Here is a 22,301-nt window from a genome sequence, read left to right on the forward strand (position 1 = left end):
CCTGGGGATGCAGACTTTTCGAGTAGTCAGGCTACAAGGAGGGGAAGCATTGACCCAAACGATCCTAAGACCATTATCCGGGAACATCGCGAAGCGTCCAAGTCCGAACTTGTATTCCGGGCTCGCCCGGAATACAAAATCTTATATTCACTTGTCAATGAGCAGCAGAATGAACTGGAAATTGACATCCACTTTGGATTTAAACTTATTATACGAGGAGGAATAGGTATGTCAGACTTTCTCAAATATATATTAGGTGGCTATCATGATGATGAACATGATCATGATCATGTTCATCATCATCGCTATGGGCATGGTCATCACGATCACCATCATGATCATCATCATGAGTACTATGAAGACCCCAGACCATATCGCTATGAGGAACCAAGAGTTTCTCCAACTAATTCACGCGTGATTATTTGTGAGCGCTGTGGTGTTTCTAACGATATAAGTCATAAATTCTGTTATGAATGCGGAAATAAGTTACAGAAAACTCCTATTGCTTGTCCAAAATGCAATACTCCTGTCATGGAAAACGTCAAATTTTGTCCTCAATGTGGAACACAAATCCGATGAACAAAACCTTCTCTTCCTGTACTGTGAAGAGAAGGTTTTTTGTAAAGATATACATCACTATTAACATAAAAAACCCAAGATTCCAATCATTATCTAGACTACAGATTTCTTTACTCCTTATTTGAATTTTCGAACTGATTTGAAACTAATGGCTTAAAAGTCTATAATTTTAACCTTTAAGTAAGCTCTTTTTTGTATAGCAAAAGATAGAAGCTCATGCTGTTTTTATTGCATTTGATTTTTTCATTGCTTTTCGTTTGGTTAGGTAACGTTGTAGGAAATAAGAACCTAATACATAAACAACCGCAACAGCTTGCGAAGATAATCCTTCTACATTTGGGAACACACAGAACCAAACGCCTAACCAATTTGGGAAATGTACATTGATAGACGTTGTACTTATCCATCCAGCAAGTTGCATTTCTTGTACGGTTTCACCCACCATCACCGCAAGCACCATGACTAAAAGGGCACCTGTAAATACCAACATTTTCTTATGAGGAAGTTTCTTCTGAAATAAAAATGTAAGGACTCCCACAATCATGGTTAACGATAATCCAATCAATGTTCCTTGAAGTATAATGTCAGATCCAACTTTTAATCGTAAATTTTGAAGGAATAGAACTACTTCAAAACCTTCGCGATATACAGATGTTAGACCAACTAAAAACAAGGACCAAAAGGCACTTGTTGATACTTCAGTATCTTTTTTCCCTATTAATTCTTGTTTTTTTCGATTATGAAGACTGATCCAGCCCGTCCAGTAAATTTTATGAAAAAACCAATTAAGAATAATTAATAAAACCACTACAGCCAAGACACCAGTAAATGCTTGGATATTAAGCTGTGACGCATTGACAGAAGAAATGATTGCTACAACTACAAACCACGTAACAAGAGTTGCTAAAAATGAAACACCTGCTCCAAGAGAAATGGGTTTCCAATAATTATCCTGTTTCTTACGAATTAATCCTGATATGATTGCTGCTAAAACAAGAATAGCCTCTAATCCTTCCCGAAAGACTAAGATTGCTGTATTTATAATAGCTGCCCCTGGTGTAATATTTCTAGCGGTAGGGTCAGGATTTCCTTTGAAGTATATCCCTTGCCATACAAGAACTCCAATTAAAACAAGAATGGAAATGGTAATCAAGATAGTTTTTAAGTTAAAAACTTTTTGGAACAATTTTCTGTCCTCCTATGTATAAACAATAATGATAATCGTTATCATTGTATACTCAAATTTTAACTTGGCGCTATTTAGACGTCAAGATAATTTTGGCAACCATATTTAAAACAAAAAATTCAACATAATTTTAGCATCAATCGAAAAAGGAATATCCATGTGTTGGATGAGACTGAAACGTCAACTGATGTCATTACAGCTGACGTTTATCCCTCACAATGATTAGAATGTTCAATGGTTTGTCTTAGGATGCTCATTACATGTTCATCATCATGGGAATAATAAATAGTGGTACCTTCACGGCGAAATTTCACTAAACGTAAGTTTTTTAGTATTCGTAATTGATGTGATACAGCAGATTGTTGCAAAGAGAGAATTTCAGAAATTTCTGTAACAGAATGTTCTCCTTGAAAGAGAAGGTTAAGAATACGAATTCTAGTTGGGTCAGATAAAGCTTTGAATATTTGGGATACATTAGTTAAGAGCCTCTGCCAAAATAAAAAATATACCCTTGAGCGAGGCTCTGGAAAATTTATTATCCCGTTTTTTTGGCTTTTCTTCCATATTTTCAAATTCAATAGAAATAATATGGGCATTTTTATCCTAAAAGGGCATACGTATCCTGCCTTCACAAAATGGTTTTTTTTCACTGCCCTTTGTGGAAAGGAGACGCTACATTGGACTTATTCACATATCCCCCTGTGAATAACTTAATTCGCTCTTTGTAGTCGATGGCGTGTCCATCCACAATTGGCCTTTCCTGTCTGATGGTACGCCATATTTGCCATGATATGCATAGATATCATGCATCGATCTACATGCGCTTCAACTGCCTGTTTTCCACGCTTGTGAACACGACGGAGACTGTATCCGTCTTTTAGAATGCCAAAGATTCGTTCGATGATCGTTCTGGCACTATATAGGGCTTGCTGAACGAATCCGATTATGGCTTGTATCTGATTTGTCAGCAAGCTCTACCTCAATATCATAGGAGAATGCATCTGCGAAAATGCTTTATTCTGTCCTCTCTGTATGTTGAATCAGCTTTAGAGTGCAAAGTTTTTCCTGCATTTTTTATAAAACCCTTGCATTTAAAGTTCGGCCAAAGCTGTCAGTATCCTTACCAAGTCTAGGACTTTTGCTTATTCAGCAAGCCCTATATAACACTTCAAATGTGCGCCCATGTTGGGGCAACTCGACGTCTACTTGAGGCGCTTGATCAAAGTCCATCCGAAATACTCTTCCTTGTGCTGCTCCATTACAACATTCCACGTGATTCGCCAGCGGACAGGTAAGTCCTTCTTGCCTGGCATTTGGATGAAATACAGGACAATTGTAAATATATTGCCCCTTTTCCCTATCAGATCCCCTAAGTTCCATTTTATGTTCACTGATACAGATGGGGGCGCCGTACCGATTGATTTTTTCAATTCCTCGGGCGGTAGTTGGTTTATCTTTACGGTTCCGTGGGTTGATGGGTGCCACCAATTTCGCCTGTAATACGTCCTTTGTCACTTTTTGATTTTCCGGCGTTTGGTAGATTCCATCTGCCAAGATAAAGCCCAACTGCTCTGCCATCTCGGGGTGCTCCGCCTTAAACGTCTCCAATGTCGGTTCTAATGTTTTCCCATCGGGTGTATTTCCTTTGAATACTTCCCGCGTCAAAGGCAAGCCGGATTTCACCCCACATACCATTGATAATTTATGCGCAATATAGGAGACTGCATTACTTTTACGCATCACCCCTGCGTTATCATCCGTAAGGATTCTGGGGCAATCGCAATCACCTTCGCAAGAACACGTTTTCCTTGTTTTATTCAACGTTGCTTCTGCTTCTATATGTGATGTATCCACGGCGACTGCTTCCTCAACCGTTTCAACCACGCCTTCCCCTTTATTATATTCAACCACCAATAGCCGGGCTTTTTCCCAAAGACCATTTGTTGTCATGATTTGATCAAAGCGAGCAAAGGAACGGTAACTCGGAATTTTCTCCGTAAATCCACACATGGCGGCAAATAGCGGGTTTGATTTCACTTGTAAATAGACACTCTCAACCATCACTTCAATATATTGTGAAGAGGCCAGTTCAAAAGCACGAAAAAAGGGCATGAAAGGATGCGGTTTTCTCCCGGCGGGAGAGGGATGAAATAATGAAGACGCAGACTTATCTTCTTCCTCCGGTATTGAAAATAGTGCTGGTTGTATTTCATTAGAATGATCATGTGCTCTTTCATTTTTTAGGTGCAAATATAAAAGGGTGTAGTATTCTCGTTCAACCGGCTTAAAAATCTTCCATGGGAAACACATGGCTGGAATGACAAAGGGTATATCGGCATAGTCTTGCCAATTGTGGGAAATCAAATTTTGTTGTATTGAAAAGTCTCTGGTTTGTGTTAAACTAGAAATAGTCATGAAATCACTCCTTGGATACTTGGATATTGGGTCGTACTTATATCTTAGCAAAGGAGTGGCTTTCATGGCTCTTTTTTTTTTCAAAAATAATCATTCTTTTCCGTTTTACAATATTTACCACAGGAATGAGTAGCTTAATCTATTGAAACTCGCCTAAAATGGAAAAATTTAGACACTTATAATAAATAAATTTACCCCATTAAAATCAAAAACTCACAATTTCTTTTTACATTTGTCATAATGTTCCTACAAACGTCTTTTTTCTTTAGTGGAATAAATCAACGACCTTTAATTGTCTGACTGCTTACAGTTTCAGGGGATATAGCATTTTGGCAAGGGCTCTAATGTATCACTATCTAAATGTTCGTCTAAAAATTTGCTGTTTCTGACATCCAAAAATAACCGAAAGTTGACGGTATTGCCTGTCCGGAATTTGACGAGTATAATGTCCTCGTATTTATTCTTGAGAAAGGAAAAGGACATCCCCCATGATGTATAACTGTACCATCAGCTATACGGGGAATGTCCCACCAAAAATAACGATTATGGTTATTGTATCAGATTATAAGCTAATTGAAAATACTCAACTTGGTGTTTTTGGTTAGGGGTGCGGAAAAAGTACCTTCCCCTTGTTGTGGTAAACATATGAAGGTTATTGGGACAAGAGATCGAAAAGCCATTGATAGATCTGGAAAGAAGCATATTTATAATATCAGACGTTTACAATGTGAACAATGCGGAAAGATTCATCACGAACTTCCAGAATTTCTGGTGCCTTATAAAAGATATAAATCGGAATGTATTGAAACGGTTTTGACTAATCGTTCCAATCATGATATTCCGGCAGATGAATCAACACTTTATCGTTGGAAAGACTGGTTTTATTTTTATGTAGAATACTGGATCCATTGCCTTGTTTCCATTAAACATCAGACCAAACAAGATGGGGACGACCTGAAAGTTTTGCCCGAAACTTCGGGGACCGCACTCCAAAGATTAGGGCGATTGGTGGGCAATGCCTCCGGATGGCTGGCGCGTGTTGTCCGACCCGTTGTAAATTTTTATTTAGGGCTTGCTGAACGAATCAAATTTGGTCAGATACAAGCCAAATTCCGATTATCAAAATATAAAATAGTGTTGTGTAAAAATTTCAAAAAAAGAACCCTGAGCTTGCGCTCCAGATTCAGTATGAGGAATTGAAGGGCTACTACTGTTTCGCTGGTCTCCTGAAGGCGTGCTCGAATAAGGCCCAGCCCATACTTGCGCTTGCCTTCGCCAAATTTGCCTTCAACGGCATTACGTTCAGAGGCATCCTGCCTTGCGACGCGTTCCAAGGTTTTGTCTTCCGTTCTGGATGGGCGTCCTAACCTTGGCCCACTCAGACGAATGCCAAGAGATTTGCAGTATGCCAGATTATTACGGTTTCGGTAAATTTTATCTGCCAAGATCGCTTCCGGATAAAATCCGAACCGGTTGTAGTAGTTTTCAACAGATTCCTTGAGAGTGGTCCCTTCATTGTAATTTTCCCAGTCGAGGTGCTCAATCAAGGCATAACCATCTACGACACTGATGGCGACTTTTGAACCGAACTCCACGTTCGCTTTTGCCTTGCCGCGCACAATTGGACGGACATGTGGCTGGGAAATGCTTACAATCCGGTGGTCAACCCGGTGTGTTTTCTTTTTGTACATTTCTGCCTGTTGGCGGTAAAGTTCATGAATCACGAGAAGTTGCCTGTATTCATCTTTGCTTAAAAGAGACAGAGAGCTTTGGGAAACAAGATTTTTAATGATCTCCAGATCTCGTTTCACATATCCGAGCTGTTTGCCTACAGCTTTCCGGATTTTCCGGGCGCCAGCTTTACGTTGCTTAGCGACAGAAAGATAGTCCTTGCGGGCTCTTTTTCTGTAGGTCCGTGGCTTACGTAATTTCCCTTTGTGTGGTTCATGCAGGACATCAATGATATGTTCCAATTTCTCACGGGCTTCGTTCAACAACCCGAGGTCTGTAGGGTAAGCAATATCAGCCGGTGCACAGGTTGCGTCCAAAATGAGCTTTCCTCTGTTCTTCGTTTTGGGAGAAGCCGATTCAGTTGAATGCTTTTCTGAATCGGAACCGGAAGGCTGAAGATCGCCACGATCATGATCATGATCATTACGATCTTCATCATCATGATCTTCATCGTCGTGATCCTGATCATCATTGTTGTCGTTTTCCTTAGATGCTTCTTCCAATTGGCGTTTTTGTTCTTCCAGAACGATCCATTCATTCAGTTCGTTGATGATATTTGCGCCCAAACGTTTTCTAAAACGAGTCATCAGAGAATGGTCGAATGGGGCTTTTTCCTGGAATTCAGGCAAGCCGATAAAATACTGAAGATACGGGTTTTCTGTGATCTGTTCGACTGTTTCCCGGTCAGACAGCCCAAGCCGTTCTTTGATATAAAGAGCCCCAAGAGCGATTCTGACAGAATAAGCCTTTTCGCCTTTGAATTTCTTCTTGAAGGACTTGGCATACTTTTCTTCGGCCATCCACCAAGGAATCATTTCAGCAAGACGGACCCAGCGATTTTCTTTATTTAATTTCCCACCGAATGGTAGAAAAAAATCATCTACAAAAGTTAATTGATGTTCGGTCTTTTTGTACATCGTAACAGCCTCCAAGTGCAAGGTTTTTTACGTGTTTCCTTTGAAATCCTTACACTTTATATTCGACAAAAGTAGCCAAAATCCTTGTCAAATCTGGAATTTTTGCTTATTCAGCAAGCCCTATTTATGGGTACATACCCGTTCTGCATTCTTGTCCGGCGGGGGTTGATTTACACTCATGGTAGATAAATAGGAAAGGAGTCTATCATGAATGGATCACAAGAAAGCAGATGAAATGGCAGCCCAAAGGTTTCAACTCATTTCTCCATTATTGGCGGATGGATTGGATGCCGGAAAAGCGAAGGAATTAAAGGAACAAATTTGTAAGGCCTCCGGCCTTTCTGAAAGGACTATCAGGCGTTATTTAACGCAGTTTCGAAAAGAAGGATTTTCAGGATTGAAGCCCAAAGGAAAGCAGTCCCAAACCAAGCCTGAGGCAGTCCCGCCGCATATCATAGAACAGGCCATTCTACTTAGAAGAGAGGCCCCCAGCCGAAGTGTTTCACAAATCATACAGATACTTGAATGGGAAGGTCTTGCAGAACCCGGGCAAATCAAACGTTCAACCCTTCAGGAAAAGCTATCAGAGAGAGGATACAGTTCCAGGCAGATGAGGCTTTATTCGCAATCAGGAGTGGCCGCCAGAAGGTTTCAAAAAAGACATCGGAATCAGCTTTGGCAGTCTGATATCAAATATGGCCCGTATTTACCGATTGGCCCAAATGGTGCCAAGAAGCAGGTATACTTGGTCGCCATTATTGATGATGCGACGAGGTATGTTTTACACGGTGAATTTTATCCGACACTTGATTCCCGGATTGTGGAGGATGCTTTTCGACAAGCAGTGCAAAAATATGGTGCTCCCGAAGCCGTTTACTTTGATAATGGCAAACAATACAGGACGAAATGGATGGGGAGAACCTGTTCAAAACTTGGAACCCGGCTGGTTTACGCGAAGCCATTTTCGCCAGAAAGCAAAGGCAAGGTTGAAAAATTCAACCGGCTCATTGATTCTTTTCTGGGGGAAGTCTCACTAGAAAAGCCGAAGACATTAGAACGGTTAAATGAACTGTTTCAAGTCTGGCTGACAGAGTGTTATCAGGAGAAGCCGCATTCTGCGCTTGGGGAAAAAATAAGCCCAAGATCGGCATTTAGAAGTGACAGAAAAGCACTTCGTTTCATTGAGCCAGATACATTGGCGGATGCATTCCTGCATTGCGAAACACGCAAGGTGGATAAATCCGGCTGTATCAGTTTCATGGATCAAAAATACGAGGTAGGCCTGGCATTTATTGGGCAGAAAGTCGAAGTTATCTATGATCCTGCGGATCTAGAGGAACTCACCATTGAGTTTGAAGGGTATTCGCCATGGAAAGCTCATAAACTTGAAATTGGTGAAAGGTCAGGGAAAAGGCCACCCCTTCCTGATCATCTTCAGCCACAGGAAGCCGATTCATCAAGATTATTAAAAGCTGCGGAACAAAAGTATCAGGAACGACAGATGGAACAAACACCAGCCGTCTCCTTCCGGGCTGTATGGAAGGAGGACGGTGAGAATGTTTGAAGCCTTCTACGGTATGACTCATACGCCTTTTTCACGGGATATTCCGACTGAAAAGCTTTATGATTCTCCTATGATGCAGGAAATACTGGGGCGGTTAAAATATACGGCTGAAAGGCAGTTATTTGCGGTTTTAACAGGCGATTGTGGGACTGGGAAAACGACGACTATTCGTAAATTTGTTGACCGGCTTGATGATGGACAATATAAAGTACTGTACTTGTCTGATTCCAAATTAACGCCTCGACATTTTTACAAAGGGTTGTTGGAACAACTCGGGTGCGAGTCTAAATTTTATAGAGGCGATGCAAAACGGCAGCTTCATCGGGAAATTGAGCTTATGAGAGGAATTCATGGTGTTCAGCCGGTAGTGATCGTGGACGAGGCCCATCTTCTTGATCGGGAAATGTTGGAGGAAGTCAGATTCCTGCTGAACTTCAAAATGGATGCCCAAAGCCCTATGAGCCTGATTCTTGTCGGACAAAGTGAATTATGGGACCGCCTGCGCCTCCAATCCTTCACAGCAATCCGCCAAAGGATTGATATTCAATTCAAACTGGGGCATTACGACAGAGCTCAATCTGCAGAATATATTGCCATGCATTTACAATATTCAGGAGTAACTGAGCAAATTTTCACAGATGTAGCTTTAGATGAAATCCATCGTTTTTCCGGGGGAGCCGCAAGGATCATCAACAAGATTTGTACCCACTGTCTACTTTACGGAGCACAAAACAGGCATCGAATCATTGACGATCATATGGTAAAACGTGTGATTGAAGGGGAACTTTCGTGAAATGACAATGATTTAAATTTAAGTATTAAACTCATAGGGGAAGCCACAATAAAGCGCAAACTGGCTTCCCCCTTAATTGACAACAATTCCGTCAATTTCTGGACAAATAACACCGTCAATTTCCTGCCATTTTGGGTCGTCAGTAACAATTTGCTATTCTCCATATTGTAACTCCTTAGAATTTATTATTGGGGTATTATTTATTATAGGACAAAATGAGAAAGTAATCGAATTGTGCAAACTGGTTAACTGATATAATAATCCTACCTCAAATTTTTCCATTAATTATTAAGAAGGACGGGTTAAATACTTAAAAATGTAAAGAATAAATAAATATTAATATTTGAACATATACTCATATATGTGTATTATGTATATGTAGTTACTCAAAACTTTATGAAAGTTATACTATGGAAAAAAATGTCAGATTTAATTAAGCATCTATTCCCGTCATCATTGGCACTTTATGAAATCATCAACTTCGACAGCACGATGATGATAATTATCGTCATAATCGTAGACGTGATCGTAGCTATTACAACTAATACACGTAAATATGATGTGTTACGAAAATAAGGAATTGATTAATAAAGAAGACCCCAGAAGGCACTTTAGCTTTGTATATAAATATATTGCTCAATATGAAATCATTATAAAAGAGGAGGAGCCATAATGGCGCATACAAATTCCCATAATCATTCTCATGATCATAGTAATATTTTTCATAGCCACGCACCATCAGGGAAAATGAAACAAGCATTTTTTTAGCTATGATTATTTTAGTTGCTGAAATTGTGTTTGGTATTATTTCAAACAGCCTGGCTTTGTTGGCCGATGCTTGGCACATGGCGACAGACGTAGCCGCAATTGGTCTATCTTGGTTTGCCTTAGAACAGTCAAAAAAATCGCCAAACAAGAAAATGACATTTGGTTATGAGCGTGCAGGTATTATAGCCGCAGCTATCAATGGTTTAACACTTGTTTTAGTCACTTTTTGGATTTTTTATTCCGCCATTGGTAGGGTGATTAATCCCGAACCCGTTGGAAGCTGGGGGATGTTTATAGGAGCTGGAATAGGCTTAGTGGTCAATATTTTCATTATCTTTCGATTAAAAGGAGATGAAGAAAACTTAAATGTCAAAGCGGCTCTTCTACATGTTATAGGAGATGTTGGAGCATCGGCAGGTGTTATCATTGCAGGGGTTATTATTTATTTTACTAATTGGCAAATTGTCGATCCGATTCTAAGTGTATTCATTGCAATATTAGTTGCATTTAGTGCATGGAACATTATCAAGCAAAGTTTCCGTATTTTAATGCAAGCTACACCACAAAATATTGACTTAAACGCACTCTCAGAAAAAATAAGATCAGTAAATGGGGTAAAAAGTGTCCATGATTTACATGTTTGGGCGCAAACAACCGGCCAAAATTTTCTAACTTGTCATGCTGTGTTAAATGAAAATATAAAGTTAAGCGAAAGTCGATCAATATTAGAAAAGATTAATGAGCAGCTCAAAATGCAAGGTATTCAACATTCCACCATACAAATTGAAGACCCAAACATACCTCATGAGGATACGCTTATCTGCGCTGAAATTCAGCATTCTCATGATCATGAACACGATCATAGTCGTGAGCATCACCATAACCATTAATTCTTTTATCCAGAGCAAACGGAGATTCCTAAATTGTAGGCATCTCCGTTATTTTTCACCTTAAATAAAACATTTAGACATTTTTATTTCTTGGCAGATTGAAAATAAAAGTAATTTGTAAAGTACTTGGTTATTTTGTTATAACTGCTCCCAAATCTTATTCAGTATGGAATATGACATACATCTTTTAGCATTTTCCCCCCATGGGATGAAGAACCTTTCATTAATTTATTGACTTTTTATCCAAAAATCAATTTGCCTTCAGCAACTAAATATGAATGTAAATCAGTTATATCTTGTTCAACACGAACGTGATCCTGATCATGGTGATGATTGTGATTGTGATGAGATTCGTCTGAATGAGCAAATTGTTGATTTGTTCCAAATGTTTCCTCATCATATCTTCCTTACAAGTTGATAAGAGTGTTTTATATATTATCCTTTGTAATGGCGAATTTTTATTGACACATCATAGATATGCTTCATATAATAAAAGCAAACATATGAACACATGAATTTTTGTTCATATATAAAAGGGGGTGAGTAAATGAAAAATAAAATGATAACAGAAGAACGACCTGAGACAGTAGAAGTATGTGAAGAAACTTGTGACAGAACGGTTATTCATGCAGAAGTCGTATCAAAGGTTAAAGAAAAGATCCCAAGTCTAGAAGTCTTAACTGAGATGGCGGAACTATTTAAAATACTTGGTGATCGAACAAGAACACGTATTTTATACGCTTTATTTGAATCGGAAATGTGTGTATGTGATTTAGCGTATTTACTCGGTATGTCGCAATCTTCTATTTCTCATCAGTTGCGGGTATTAAAGCAAGCCAAGCTAGTAAAAAATCGAAAAGAAGGAAAAGTAGTGTATTATTCACTTGCTGATAGTCATATCATTCAGATTTTTGATCAAGTATTGCAACACGTTAATGAAGATAAAATATAAAGGGGAAGAGAGACGAGAAACGGATGGAAGAGCAAAAACAGAAGATAAAGCGAGAATTTGCGTTAGAAGGATTGGATTGTGCGAATTGTGCCATGAAAATTGAAAATGGTGTAAAAGGGATAGCAGGTGTTTCAGATTGTTCGGTTAATTTTGTAACCAAGACACTCACGTTAGAAACAGAACAGACACAAGAGGAAACAGTTGTGTCAGAGGTAAGGAAAAAAGTAAAAGTGCTAGAACCGCATATTAACGTACAAGAAAAAGGATCCTTTACTCGTACTTTATACTTAAAAGGATTAGATTGTGCGAATTGTGCTGCAAAAATTGAACAAGGCGTAGGACGTCTAGAGGGAGTTACATCATCTACCGTCGATTTTGTCTCCAAAAAATTGATTATGAAAACTGCTAATCCGGATGACATAGATCGATTAGAAGCAGAAGCGACAAAGATTATTAAACGACTAGAACCAGAGGTGGAAGTCGTGCCAGAATCGCACGATCATGATCATGACCACGACCATGACCACGGCCATAGCCATGATCACGGAAGTGAAAATACGAGAAAAATGTTGGTTCGATTAGGGATTGGTGCCATTTTAGCTGGTATTGGGATGTTTGCACCTGTTTCTGGCATGGGAGAGCTCGGGTTATTTCTTATTGCTTATCTTATTGTAGGGGGAGACATTGTTCTACGAGCTGCCAAAAATATTCTGAGAGGACAAGTATTTGATGAACACTTTTTGATGGCCCTTGCGACTATCGGAGCATTTGCCGTAAAACAGTATCCTGAAGGGGTAGCTGTTATGCTGTTCTACCAAGTAGGCGAACTATTCCAAGGGATTGCAGTCAATCGTTCTCGTAAGTCCATTAGTGCATTGATGGACATTCGCCCGGACTATGCTAATGTAAAAGTCGGAAGCGATATACAACGAGTGTCGCCAGAAAAAGTAAAAATTGGCGATCTCATCGTAGTAAAACCTGGTGAAAAAATACCACTAGACGGGAAAATCGTAGAAGGTAATTCTATGGTTGATACCTCTGCATTAACTGGAGAATCAGTACCACGGGAAGTAGAAGTTGGAAGTGCTGTGTTAAGTGGGTTCATTAACAAAAATGGAGTTTTAACTGTAGAGGTTACAAAAGGATTTGGAGAATCAACTGTATCTAAGATTTTAGACCTTGTCCAAAATGCAAGTAGCCGAAAAGCACCGACAGAAAACTTTATTACTAAATTTGCTCGTTATTATACACCTGTAGTTGTGATCATTGCAGCGGCATTAGCATTAATCCCACCACTTGTAGTAAGTGGAGCGACGTTTTCAGATTGGGTGTATCGTGCATTGGTATTCTTGGTTATTTCGTGTCCATGTGCGCTTGTGGTTTCCATCCCACTCGGATTCTTCGGGGGAATTGGTGCTGCATCCAAAGCGGGTATCCTTGTAAAGGGTAGTAACTATTTAGAAGCTTTAAATGATGTGAAATATGTTGTATTCGATAAAACGGGTACGTTAACCAAAGGTGTATTTAACGTAACAAGTATCCATCCAACGGGTGCAATGTCTAAAGAACAATTGTTGGAATATGCAGCGTTTGCAGAAGTTCATTCCAACCATCCTATTGCCCAATCTATTCGCAGTGCATATGGGCAAGTGATTAAAAAAGAGGCTATCCAAGGTTATAATGAAATCTCTGGACATGGGATTCAAGTAACAGTCAATGGAAAAGAAATCTTAGTTGGGAATGCAAAGCTCATGACAAAAGAACAAATCTCTTTCAAAGAGCCAAGTGAAATTGGAACCATTGTTCATGTCGCAGTAGATAAACAATATGCGGGATACATTGTTATTTCAGATGAAGTAAAAGAAGATTCAGCACAAGCTATCCGTTCATTAAAGAAACTAGGTATTAAAAAGACAGTCATGTTGACGGGAGATGCCAAAACAGTCGGAGATGCAGTAGGCAAAAAGTTAGGACTTGATGAAGTACATGCCGAATTGTTGCCGCAACATAAAGTAGCAGAAATTGAGAAGTTAGATGCACAAAAATCTCCAAAGGAAAAACTCGTGTTTGTCGGTGATGGTATTAATGACACACCTGTTCTGGCACGAGCAGACGTAGGCATAGCAATGGGGGGATTAGGTTCTGATGCAGCCATTGAGGCGGCAGACATCGTCATTATGACAGATGAACCTTCTAAAATCCCAATGTCCATTGGTATCGCAAGACATACTCGTAGAATTGTATGGCAAAATATTATGTTTGCTTTAGGAGTGAAGGGAATTTTCCTTCTATTAGGTGCTTTTGGGATTGCAACAATGTGGGAAGCTGTTTTCTCAGATGTAGGTGTCACAGTACTAGCCGTTCTAAATGCCATGAGGGTGTTACGAGTGAATCAAACATTATAATAACAAAGCCAACCAGTTTATGGTTGGCTTTGTTTGTGTATTTGAGCACTTTGCGTAAGAAAAGTATGGTGCACTCAAAGTATAATGGACCCATAAAACTAGACACAAAATGAGGAGCTGTTAAAGTAGGTTTATGAGAAAAAGTTATACGCCTGAATTTAAAACTCAAGTCGTGCTAGAGGTCTTAAAAGAAGAAAAAACGATGAACGAAATTGCTTCTGCTCATGGAATCCATGTGAATCAAATTCGCCAATGGAGAAATGCTTTTCTTGAACAGATGCCAAAAGTCTTTGAAAAAGGCAACAAAAAAGTTGAAAAAATGAAAGCCGAGTATGAACAGACCATTGAAAGTCTCTATGCGGAAGTCGGCCGCCTAACCACGCAGTTGTCGTGGCTTAAAAAAAAATCTGGAATTAAGGAGTAGAGCAGAACGAGTTGAAATGGTCGACTGGGATGACGAAGCAAAACTGCCAATTTCCATCCAGGCCGATCTTTTGAGCCTGAACCGTTCAAGCCTGTACTACAAGCCAGTCGGGCCGTCTCCTGAAGAATTGTTTATCAAACATCGGATTGATGAAATCTACACCAAACATCCCTATTACGGCTCCAGGCGCATTGCTGCTTTACTGAATGCCGAAGGTTTGGTCATCAACCGAAAGGCTGTACAGCGCCACATGAGGGAAATGGGAATCGCCGGGATCACACCTGGTCCAAACCTGAGTAAGCGCAGTCTTGAACACCGAATATACCCGTACCTTCTTAGAAACTTGAAGATTACACACCCTAATCACGTGTGGGGTATTGACATTACTTATATCCGGCTTCAAAAAAGTTGGATGTACCTGGTGGCGCTCATTGACTGGTATTCCCGCTATGTCGTTAGCTGGGAGATAGACCAAACCCTTGAGATCGACTTTGTGCTGGAAGCAGTGAAACGGGCATTCTTAGTCGCCAGGCCAGAGATCTTAAACAGTGATCAGGGCAGCCATTTTACCAGTCCCAAATACACGGATCTGGTGCTTGAGAACACGATTAAAATCAGCATGGACGGCAAAAAAAGAGCCCTTGACAATATCATTACCGAAAGGCTTTGGCGAACCATCAAGTATGAGGAAGTATATTTAAAAGAATACAACTCCCCTAGAGAAGCAAGGAAATAGATTGGTAACTTTATACAATTCTATAATCACGAAAGACTCCATCAGGCCCTGGGCTATAAGACTCCTGCCTCCGTTTATGGCCTTTGAGTGATTCATCCTTCGGGTAGAGGATACTTCTCCGGGGGTGTTGTGTCAAGGGTTCGGCAAAGCCCTCGCTACACTCGCCCTTGACACAACACCCCCGGAGAAGGAAAAATAAAGCAGGATGAATCACTCCAAAAAATGTGAACTGTCCACTAACTGCCTCCAATGAGCATCCTCACGCTCTATTAGTCAGTATCTGTTTTTCAGATTCTGACCCACCTTAAAAATTTTAAATTTGTGTCTTGACGATGGGGTCCACCTTAGAACGATGATGCTTTACCAAAAAATCTTCAAAGGTCTTAAGATCAAAAGAATAACCAGCAACAGTGTTTTTCGAATAGTTTTTTTCAATTTCTAGATACAGTAAAAATTCATCAATAGCTTCTTGCAGCAACATCTAAATAACACCTCCAGTGATAATAAACGATTATTGAAAACAAGTTCAAAAGATGATCATGATCGTCTAAAAAATAGATAATTCGTTTAACAAAAAACTGACGAAAAATTATGAGGAACTTAGAAGAGGAAGTGCCTAATAATTGTTTTTATAGGAACTTGAAGGGAAGAACCCCTCAAATTTCGAGGAATTTGATTAGTTTACATAATATATATTATAACTAGTTGAGGAGTAAAATGAAATTTTATCTCAAAAAAGAAGATTACTTTAAACATTGAGACAGAAACGATTTTTTGTGAAATACAATCCTTTATTGCATCTTTTCATCTCATCAGGACGGGATTTCGGTTTATCCGTATGCGGTCGCGGTCATTGATCGTTCCGGGTTTATTCTATCACTCAGCGTTATTGCATTTTCATCTACATTTTCGCACATTCTTTCATTGAATCGCCCTAAATTTTGGCTTATTCTTTTACTTACAATACAGCACACTCTTTTTGCTTTAAAATTTTTCTTCTGGCTGATTTCCCTGTTTTTGTGCTTTAATGAGCATTCCGCATCGGTTTGATTTTACGCCTGCTTTTTCTTCAAAGTAACTGCAAACGTTTATACTTTTTTGATGGTTTTAAAACTGTCTATTGAGGTAAGTCAATTTTTCGAACTGTTCTTTCCCTTTATTGTAAACCTTTTCTTGCGGTGATACACTAAAAATTGTAAAGAAAAGTAAACGCTTACTTTTTCTATAAATATATCCATCAGGAGGCATGCATCATGTCAGGCAGAGTTGCAGTGATTACAGGGGCCGGCAGCGGGATTGGCCGGGAAACAAGTTTAACTTTTGCGCGTAAAGGCGATTCCGTTGTGGTTGCCGATATTGATGAAGAAAAAGGGCTTGAAACGGTGGAATTGATCAAACAAGAAGGCGGAGATGCTGTTTTTGCCAAGACGGATGTTTCCAAATTTGAAGAAGTCGAATCACTTGTCAATCAGGCAGTTGAAATATACGGGACGATTGACGTGATGTTCAACAACGCCGGAATCGGAACGCTCGGGCATATCCTGAGTATGAAAATAGAAGATTACTTGCGTGTCATTGATGTCAATTAGCACGGCGTGGCATACGGGATCATTGCTGCAGGCAGAAAAATGCGCGAGCTGGATGTAAAAGGCGTCATTATCAACACGGCTTCCGTATTCGGTTATTTGGCAAATTTCGGTACTTTCCCATATCAGGCTGCAAAAGGCGCTGTCCGGATGATGACGCAAAATGCCGCGCTCGAACTGGCACAATACGGCATTCGCGTCGTCGGCATTGCGCCGGGTTGTGTGGATACCCCGATTATACAAGCTTATAAAGATGCCGGAATGACGCAAAAAATGACAGAACAGCAAATGCGCAAAAAACTGATCCGCCCGGAAGCGATCGCAAATGCGGTTTATCTGTTAACGCTTGAAGAAGCAGATGCTATTAACGGAAGCGTTGTCATGCTTGATGACGGCTATGCTTCTTTCAAATAACTTTCTTGGATGCTCAAACTTGCTGCTCTTGAAGTGTTGGAAAAATTTCCGTACACCCTTTCTCCCCCCCTTTCCGGTTCAAAAGGGCCTCCTCCCTTTTGAACCGGAGTATTCTTGTTCATTTCATCTCTGCCCGCACGAAAAAAGTGGCAATCCAAAACGCTATGCAAATAGACTTTACACAAGAGGTTCATTTTGTCATTTTTGTGGAAAATTATGTTACAATATTCATACAGCTCTCGTTTTTGATCCGGCTGTCTTCGTCCCTGTCCGGGGCGGTTTGAAAGAAATTACGAGAAAGTGGGAGTATGTATGGGAAGTCAATCATTTACATCAGCGCCGTTAGAGGCAGAAAACCCTTTTTTTCGCCGTGCGCTGTTTACGTTCAGCGGTGCGCATTTTTTAAATGACCTGGTGACAACCGGCATGGTTCCTGCCCTTGTTGTCATGTACAAGCATGCGCTCCATTTGAATTATACGCAATCCACTTTAATTGTACTGGTTTCTTATTTTACTTCATCGGTAACACAGCCGGTTTTTGGCATGCTGACGGACCGGAAACCGCGGGTCTGGCTTTTTTCGCTCGGTGTCTTCTTATCGATTGCCGGCCTGAGCCTAACCGCCATTGCGCCATCTCTCCCATGGCTTTTGGTTTTTATTGCGCTTTCCGGATTCGGGTCGGGCGTCTTTCATCCGGAAGCATCACGCGGCACCCATTTTGCGTCCGGGTATAAAAAAGGATTGGCACAGGCAATATTCCAGGTTGGCGGAAATGCCGGGCAGGCTTTCGGGCCGCTTATGATCCCGCTCTTTTTGGTGCATACCGGCATACACGGCCTGATCTGGCTGCTGCCGGTTGCTCTTTTATCCCTTATTTTAACAGCCCCCCTGCTTGGCTGGATGAACAGCAAAGTGCAAAATATCCAGCGCCGGAAAAAAGAAATCGCCGGAAAAAACCATATTCCCGGCGTCATCCTGCTTGTTCTGGTCATTATTTTGCGTTCCTGGTGCCAGGTCGGGGTTGTTATTTTTCTTCCGTTTTACATGAAACATGCAAGTTTGGAAACAAGCGAACTGTTGAACTTTGTCTTTGTCGGCGCCGGGGCACTGGGCACGCTTTTTGGCGGCATTATTTCAGACCGGGCCGGCATGAAACGGCTGCTTGTCGTGTCCATGTTCCTTGCCACGCCTTTTGCGCTTGTGTTGCCGCATTTAAGCGGCTGGCTGGCCGTACTCGATCTGCTCTGTTTCGGTTTCAGCGTCCTTTCAAGCTTTTCTGTCGGCGTCATCTATATGCAAAAGCTGTTGCCCAAAAATATCGCGCTTGCTTCCGGCCTGTCAATTGGTTTCGGGGTCGGCGCCGGCGGAATCGGTTCCGTTTTCATGGGCGGCGTTTCCGATATGTTCGGGGTTGCTACAGTATTTACCATTTTATCTTTCTTGCCCATGATCGGCGCTGTCATATCCTGCTTTTTGCCAAATGAAAAAAGGCTCGCAAATTAAAAAGTGGTGTATACATTTTCGCATGTTTCAGCTGTCGGTTCGTAAAAACAATGCAATTTATACCGGGCAACGAACGGCTGGTCATACCATGTGGGCGGGCAGTCCCCTTGCGGCCTGAAATACCATAAACTGTATTTGGCAGGCCAATGCCTTTCGCCGTTAATCACACGTCTGGCCAACCGCCGTTCGCTTTCCCGTGCCCGCTGGTAAAAATACCCGTGTATCACTGCTTCAAAAGCATGCGGCTGATAAACCATTTGCGGAATGGTCCGGATCCCGATAAAATCCGAACAATTCGCCCTGATCCGGTTTATGCCTACATTGCCGACAAGCAGCATGCCAAGCTGCCCCTCCCCTTCTGCTTCCGCCCTTAAAAGCCGTGCCAGTAAATCGATGTCTGCACTTGATGCCCTTACGACTGCCATTTTAAGCCTCCCTGGATTTGCAAATTGCGCACAAGTTCCGCTTTTTATCTTATGCTGCAAAACACCAAAAGAGAACCCCACCTGTGCCTGAAATAAATCAAGCACCCGGGCGGAAAAAACCGGATGCTTGATGTTTGTTAAATCCGAAAGAGTACCGGGCTTTAAGTTTCGGCGCACAGCACAAAAGGGCAATCGGCAGAAACGGATCCTGCCAATTAAAAATTGGTTTCTAAAAATACCGGACAGTGGTCACTGCCCATTATTTCCGGATACATGCCGGCACCTTTTAAACGGCCGGCAAGTCTTTTGGATACGAGAAAATAGTCAATCCGCCAGCCGATATTCCTTTCCCTTACTTTATTCATATAAGACCACCATGTATATGCGCCTTCCCGCTCAGGATAAAAATATCGGAACGAATCAATAAATCCGCTGTTCAGCAGCCCGGTCATTTTATCGCGCTCTTCCGCTGTAAACCCTGAATTGCCGATGTTGCTTTTTGCATTTTTTAAATCAATTTCCTGATGGGCAACGTTCATATCGCCGCATACAATGACCGGCTTCTTTTTATCAAGATCCGTTAAATAGGCCCGCATCCGGTTTTCCCATTCGAGGCGGTAACCGAGGCGGGCAAGATCGCGCTGGGAATTCGGCGTATAAACATTGACCAAATAAAAATCTTCATATTCGAGTGTCAAAATCCGGCCTTCCGGTTCTGTCCGATTTTCCCCGACGCCGTAGCGCACGGAAAGCGGTTCTTTTTTTGTAAAAACGGCCGTGCCCGAATACCCTTTCCGCTCGGCATAGTTCCAATATTGATAATAGCCGTCCAAATCAAGGGCGATCTGGCCTTCCTGCAGTTTCGTCTCCTGCACGCAAAAAATGTCGGCGCCGGTTTCTGCAAAAAATGCAAGAAACCCTTTTTTTACACAGGCGCGGAGCCCGTTCACATTCCAAGAAACAAATTTCATCCCCGGTTTCTCCTCCATTGCATTTAAAAGTTCAGGTGTTTTAATGCTTTATAAACCGCAGCGACGTCCGCATTTTCAGCGATTTCTTTCGGCGTTTTGCAAACGGCGGCGCCGGCTTCAGCCAGTTTTTCCGTTTTCTTAATTGTGCGATTATACACAAACAAATCGAAATGCGCATCTAAAAGGCGGCAGGCCATCGGAGATCCCATATGCCCTAAACCAATCCAACCTATCTTCATGACAAAAGCCTCCATATTTAGACAAATTCACCTAAAAGCCATCAGCTTTAAAGGGATATTCTGTTCTTATTCTAATGTTAAAGAAAAAATGCGGCAAGAAATACGCAATTTTTGTATAAATATTTGGCGTTTGTATTGAAGAAAAAAGCGGTATTATACAAGTATAATTGATGTTCGCCAATCCTTATGCGGGGGGGTGGGAAAAGTGAAAATCAAAGTCGGAAGTTGGAATATGTTAACGCTCCAAGACAAGTTATCGATTTTAAAAGCCATCAGCCGGCGAAACAAACGTGGGCATCAGTAAAAAGGCGCCGGTACGAAGTAGGCGCCTTTTTCCACTCTGTATAAGTGCTCCCTATTCTTTACGGCCATATCCCTTCATACAGTCGGATATATGCTTTTGCAGAATTCTCCCAGCTGAAATCAAGCCCCATCACCCGTTCAGACAACGACTGCCATGTTTTCGGCTGGTAGCGGAAAAACCAAACGGCCCTTTCAACTGTGTAAAGCATATCGTGCGCGTTATAGTTTGCGAACGAAAAACCGTTGCCTTCGCCTGTGAATTCATTGTATGGCTTTACGGTATCTTTCAGCCCGCCGGTTTCACGCACAAGCGGCAATGTGCCATACCGCATGGCGATCAGTTGCCCGATGCCGCACGGTTCAAATTTGGATGGCATTAAAAACAAGTCACTGCCCGCATAAATTTTATGGGAAAGGGCTTCATCGAAATAAATATGTACGGATACCCGGCCCGGATACTGGTTTTCAAGATGCCGGAATGCTTCCTCGTACTGATGCTCGCCTGTGCCAAGAAGGACAAACTGGACATTTAAACTTAACATCTCATGTATTACATGTAGCACCAGATCGATGCCTTTTTGTTCCACCAGCCTTGTCACCATCGATATAACGGGAATGCCGGAATCCGGCTGCAAATGGAAAGCTTCCTGCAAGGCTTTTTTATTCTTTAATTTTCCCGGATAGTCCTCATATGTAAAAAACAGCGCGTCGTCTGTTTTGGGATTATAAGCATCCGTATCAATCCCGTTGACAATGCCTTCGAAACGGTTGCTTTTCATCCGCAAAAAGCCGTCAAGATTTTCCCCGTAATACGGCGTCTGGATTTCCCGGGCGTATGTCGGGCTGACGGTTGTAATGGCATCTGCATAAGCAATCCCCGCCTTTAAGTAGCTGACATTCCCGTAAAACTCAAGGCTATCCACATGGAAATACAATTCGCTTAAATCGAGAAGATCAGACAGAACACTTTTTGGAAATACGCCCTGGTAGCGCAAATTATGAATCGTAAACATCGTTTTGATGCCCTGGTAGAAAGGATGGCTGGAAAAATGCGCTTTTAACAGCACGGGAATCGGCCCGGTTTGCCAGTCATGGCAATGGATGACATCCGGTTTCTCGTTCAAATAAGGAAGAGCTTCAAGCACTGCACGCGAAAAAAAGGAGAACCGTTCGCCATCATCGAAATAGCCGTAACTCCCGTGCCGTTTAAAATAATACTCGTTGTCCAAAAAATAATAGCGGATCCCCCCTTCCTCCAATGTTTCAATCCCGCAATACTGCTTCCGCCACCCAACCGGCACGGTCAGGCTTCCCATAAAGGAGAGGCGCGCTTTTACTTCGGGTTTTAAATCTTCATATTTCGGCAGGATGACTGCCGGATGGATCCCCGCTTTTTTCAAAGCTTTGGGCAATGCCTGGATAACATCGCCCAGCCCCCCTGTTTTAATAAATGGCGCGCATTCTGAAGCAGCGAATAATACGTTCATCTTGTCCCCTCCA

Annotated in this window: 19 protein-coding genes and 2 pseudogenes; 11 read left to right on the forward strand and 10 right to left on the reverse strand. The window is 41.4% G+C overall.

Annotated features, from left to right (window positions below; genetic code table 11):
• The first annotated feature begins 49 nt into the window (after positions 1 to 49).
• Positions 50 to 226: a hypothetical protein gene (locus NST20_RS07445; protein ID WP_342400345.1), complete on the forward strand. Its 177-nt coding sequence runs from the start codon at positions 50 to 52 to the stop codon at positions 224 to 226.
• 2 nt (positions 227 to 228) lie between these two features.
• Entirely contained in the window at positions 229 to 579 is a 351-nt protein-coding gene (locus NST20_RS07450; protein WP_025726851.1) for a zinc ribbon domain-containing protein, read from the forward strand.
• A gap of 214 nt (positions 580 to 793) precedes the next feature.
• Here NST20_RS07450 and NST20_RS07455 read toward each other — a convergent pair whose 3' ends face one another.
• The 4 genes from NST20_RS07455 to NST20_RS07470 all read right to left on the reverse strand — a co-directional run bounded on the left by NST20_RS07455 (position 794) and on the right by NST20_RS07470 (position 4,180).
• A complete protein-coding gene (locus NST20_RS07455) occupies positions 794 to 1,765 on the reverse strand; it encodes an FTR1 family protein (RefSeq protein ID WP_025726852.1) in 972 nt (323 codons plus the stop codon).
• A 206-nt stretch (positions 1,766 to 1,971) separates the two neighbouring features.
• On the reverse strand, positions 1,972 to 2,301 hold the full coding sequence (locus NST20_RS07460; RefSeq protein WP_342400417.1) for a metalloregulator ArsR/SmtB family transcription factor: 330 nt from the start codon (positions 2,299 to 2,301) through the stop codon (positions 1,972 to 1,974).
• Positions 2,302 to 2,475: 174 nt separating this feature from the next.
• On the reverse strand, positions 2,476 to 2,736 hold the full coding sequence (locus NST20_RS07465; RefSeq protein WP_342400346.1) for a transposase: 261 nt from the start codon (positions 2,734 to 2,736) through the stop codon (positions 2,476 to 2,478).
• A 175-nt stretch (positions 2,737 to 2,911) separates the two neighbouring features.
• Positions 2,912 to 4,180, reverse strand: a complete 1,269-nt coding sequence (locus NST20_RS07470; RefSeq protein ID WP_342400347.1) for a transposase — start codon at positions 4,178 to 4,180, stop codon at positions 2,912 to 2,914.
• A gap of 591 nt (positions 4,181 to 4,771) precedes the next feature.
• On the opposite strand from NST20_RS07470, the gene NST20_RS07475 reads away from it, so the two are divergent.
• Positions 4,772 to 5,380 carry a DUF6431 domain-containing protein gene (locus NST20_RS07475; RefSeq protein WP_342400418.1) on the forward strand — a complete coding sequence of 203 codons (609 nt, stop codon included), beginning with the start codon at positions 4,772 to 4,774 and terminating at the stop codon, positions 5,378 to 5,380.
• Here the strand turns inward: NST20_RS07475 and NST20_RS07480 are convergent.
• Positions 5,275 to 6,828 (reverse strand): IS5 family transposase, encoded by a 1,554-nt coding sequence (locus NST20_RS07480; protein ID WP_342399807.1) that lies wholly within the window; start codon positions 6,826 to 6,828, stop codon positions 5,275 to 5,277. The two genes, NST20_RS07475 and NST20_RS07480, sit on opposite strands and share 106 nt — an antisense overlap.
• A 211-nt stretch (positions 6,829 to 7,039) precedes the next feature.
• Here NST20_RS07480 and NST20_RS07485 point away from each other — a divergent pair, with 211 nt between their 5' ends.
• The 6 genes and pseudogenes from NST20_RS07485 to NST20_RS07510 all read left to right on the forward strand — a co-directional run bounded on the left by NST20_RS07485 (position 7,040) and on the right by NST20_RS07510 (position 15,447).
• A complete protein-coding gene (locus NST20_RS07485; RefSeq protein ID WP_014096191.1) occupies positions 7,040 to 8,392 on the forward strand; it encodes a DDE-type integrase/transposase/recombinase in 1,353 nt (450 codons plus the stop codon).
• Positions 8,385 to 9,185, forward strand: coding sequence for an AAA family ATPase (locus NST20_RS07490; protein WP_342400348.1), 801 nt, complete (start codon positions 8,385 to 8,387; stop codon positions 9,183 to 9,185). Before NST20_RS07485 ends, NST20_RS07490 begins: the two co-directional genes overlap by 8 nt.
• 770 nt (positions 9,186 to 9,955) lie before the next feature.
• The gene (locus tag NST20_RS07495) at positions 9,956 to 10,843 is read left to right on the forward strand and encodes a cation diffusion facilitator family transporter (protein WP_342400349.1); all 888 of its coding nucleotides are present in this window, start codon (positions 9,956 to 9,958) and stop codon (positions 10,841 to 10,843) included.
• A gap of 559 nt (positions 10,844 to 11,402) precedes the next feature.
• Positions 11,403 to 11,795 carry a metalloregulator ArsR/SmtB family transcription factor gene (locus tag NST20_RS07500; protein WP_025726855.1) on the forward strand — a complete coding sequence of 131 codons (393 nt, stop codon included), beginning with the start codon at positions 11,403 to 11,405 and terminating at the stop codon, positions 11,793 to 11,795.
• Between the two features lie 23 nt (positions 11,796 to 11,818).
• On the forward strand, positions 11,819 to 14,200 hold the full coding sequence (locus NST20_RS07505) for a heavy metal translocating P-type ATPase (protein WP_342400350.1): 2,382 nt from the start codon (positions 11,819 to 11,821) through the stop codon (positions 14,198 to 14,200).
• A gap of 133 nt (positions 14,201 to 14,333) precedes the next feature.
• A pseudogene (locus tag NST20_RS07510) lies at positions 14,334 to 15,447 on the forward strand (IS3 family transposase).
• A gap of 226 nt (positions 15,448 to 15,673) precedes the next feature.
• On the opposite strand, the gene NST20_RS07515 reads toward NST20_RS07510, so the two are convergent.
• The gene (locus NST20_RS07515) at positions 15,674 to 15,841 is read right to left on the reverse strand and encodes a site-specific integrase (protein ID WP_342400351.1); all 168 of its coding nucleotides are present in this window, start codon (positions 15,839 to 15,841) and stop codon (positions 15,674 to 15,676) included.
• Between the two features lie 772 nt (positions 15,842 to 16,613).
• On the opposite strand from NST20_RS07515, the pseudogene NST20_RS07520 reads away from it, so the two are divergent.
• Both NST20_RS07520 and NST20_RS07525 read left to right on the forward strand, forming a co-directional pair.
• Positions 16,614 to 17,360, forward strand: a pseudogene (locus NST20_RS07520) (SDR family oxidoreductase).
• Between the two features lie 312 nt (positions 17,361 to 17,672).
• Positions 17,673 to 18,863, forward strand: a complete 1,191-nt coding sequence (locus tag NST20_RS07525; protein WP_019721323.1) for an MFS transporter — start codon at positions 17,673 to 17,675, stop codon at positions 18,861 to 18,863.
• Here NST20_RS07525 and NST20_RS07530 read toward each other — a convergent pair.
• The 4 genes from NST20_RS07530 to glgA form a co-directional block, all read right to left on the reverse strand.
• A complete protein-coding gene (locus NST20_RS07530) occupies positions 18,860 to 19,288 on the reverse strand; it encodes a cell wall hydrolase (RefSeq protein ID WP_237349297.1) in 429 nt (142 codons plus the stop codon). The two genes, NST20_RS07525 and NST20_RS07530, sit on opposite strands and share 4 nt — an antisense overlap.
• 215 nt (positions 19,289 to 19,503) lie before the next feature.
• Positions 19,504 to 20,259, reverse strand: a complete 756-nt coding sequence (locus NST20_RS07535; protein ID WP_019721325.1) for an exodeoxyribonuclease III — start codon at positions 20,257 to 20,259, stop codon at positions 19,504 to 19,506.
• 23 nt (positions 20,260 to 20,282) lie between these two features.
• Positions 20,283 to 20,498 carry an NAD(P)-binding domain-containing protein gene (locus tag NST20_RS07540; protein WP_019721326.1) on the reverse strand — a complete coding sequence of 72 codons (216 nt, stop codon included), beginning with the start codon at positions 20,496 to 20,498 and terminating at the stop codon, positions 20,283 to 20,285.
• A gap of 362 nt (positions 20,499 to 20,860) precedes the next feature.
• Positions 20,861 to 22,288, reverse strand: a complete 1,428-nt coding sequence (gene glgA / locus NST20_RS07545; RefSeq protein WP_342400352.1) for a glycogen synthase GlgA — start codon at positions 22,286 to 22,288, stop codon at positions 20,861 to 20,863.
• Positions 22,289 to 22,301: the final 13 nt, after the last annotated feature.

Origin of the sequence: Weizmannia sp. FSL W8-0676 (genome assembly GCF_038593015.1) — a bacterium.
GTDB lineage: Bacteria > Bacillota > Bacilli > Bacillales > Bacillaceae_C > Weizmannia > Weizmannia coagulans.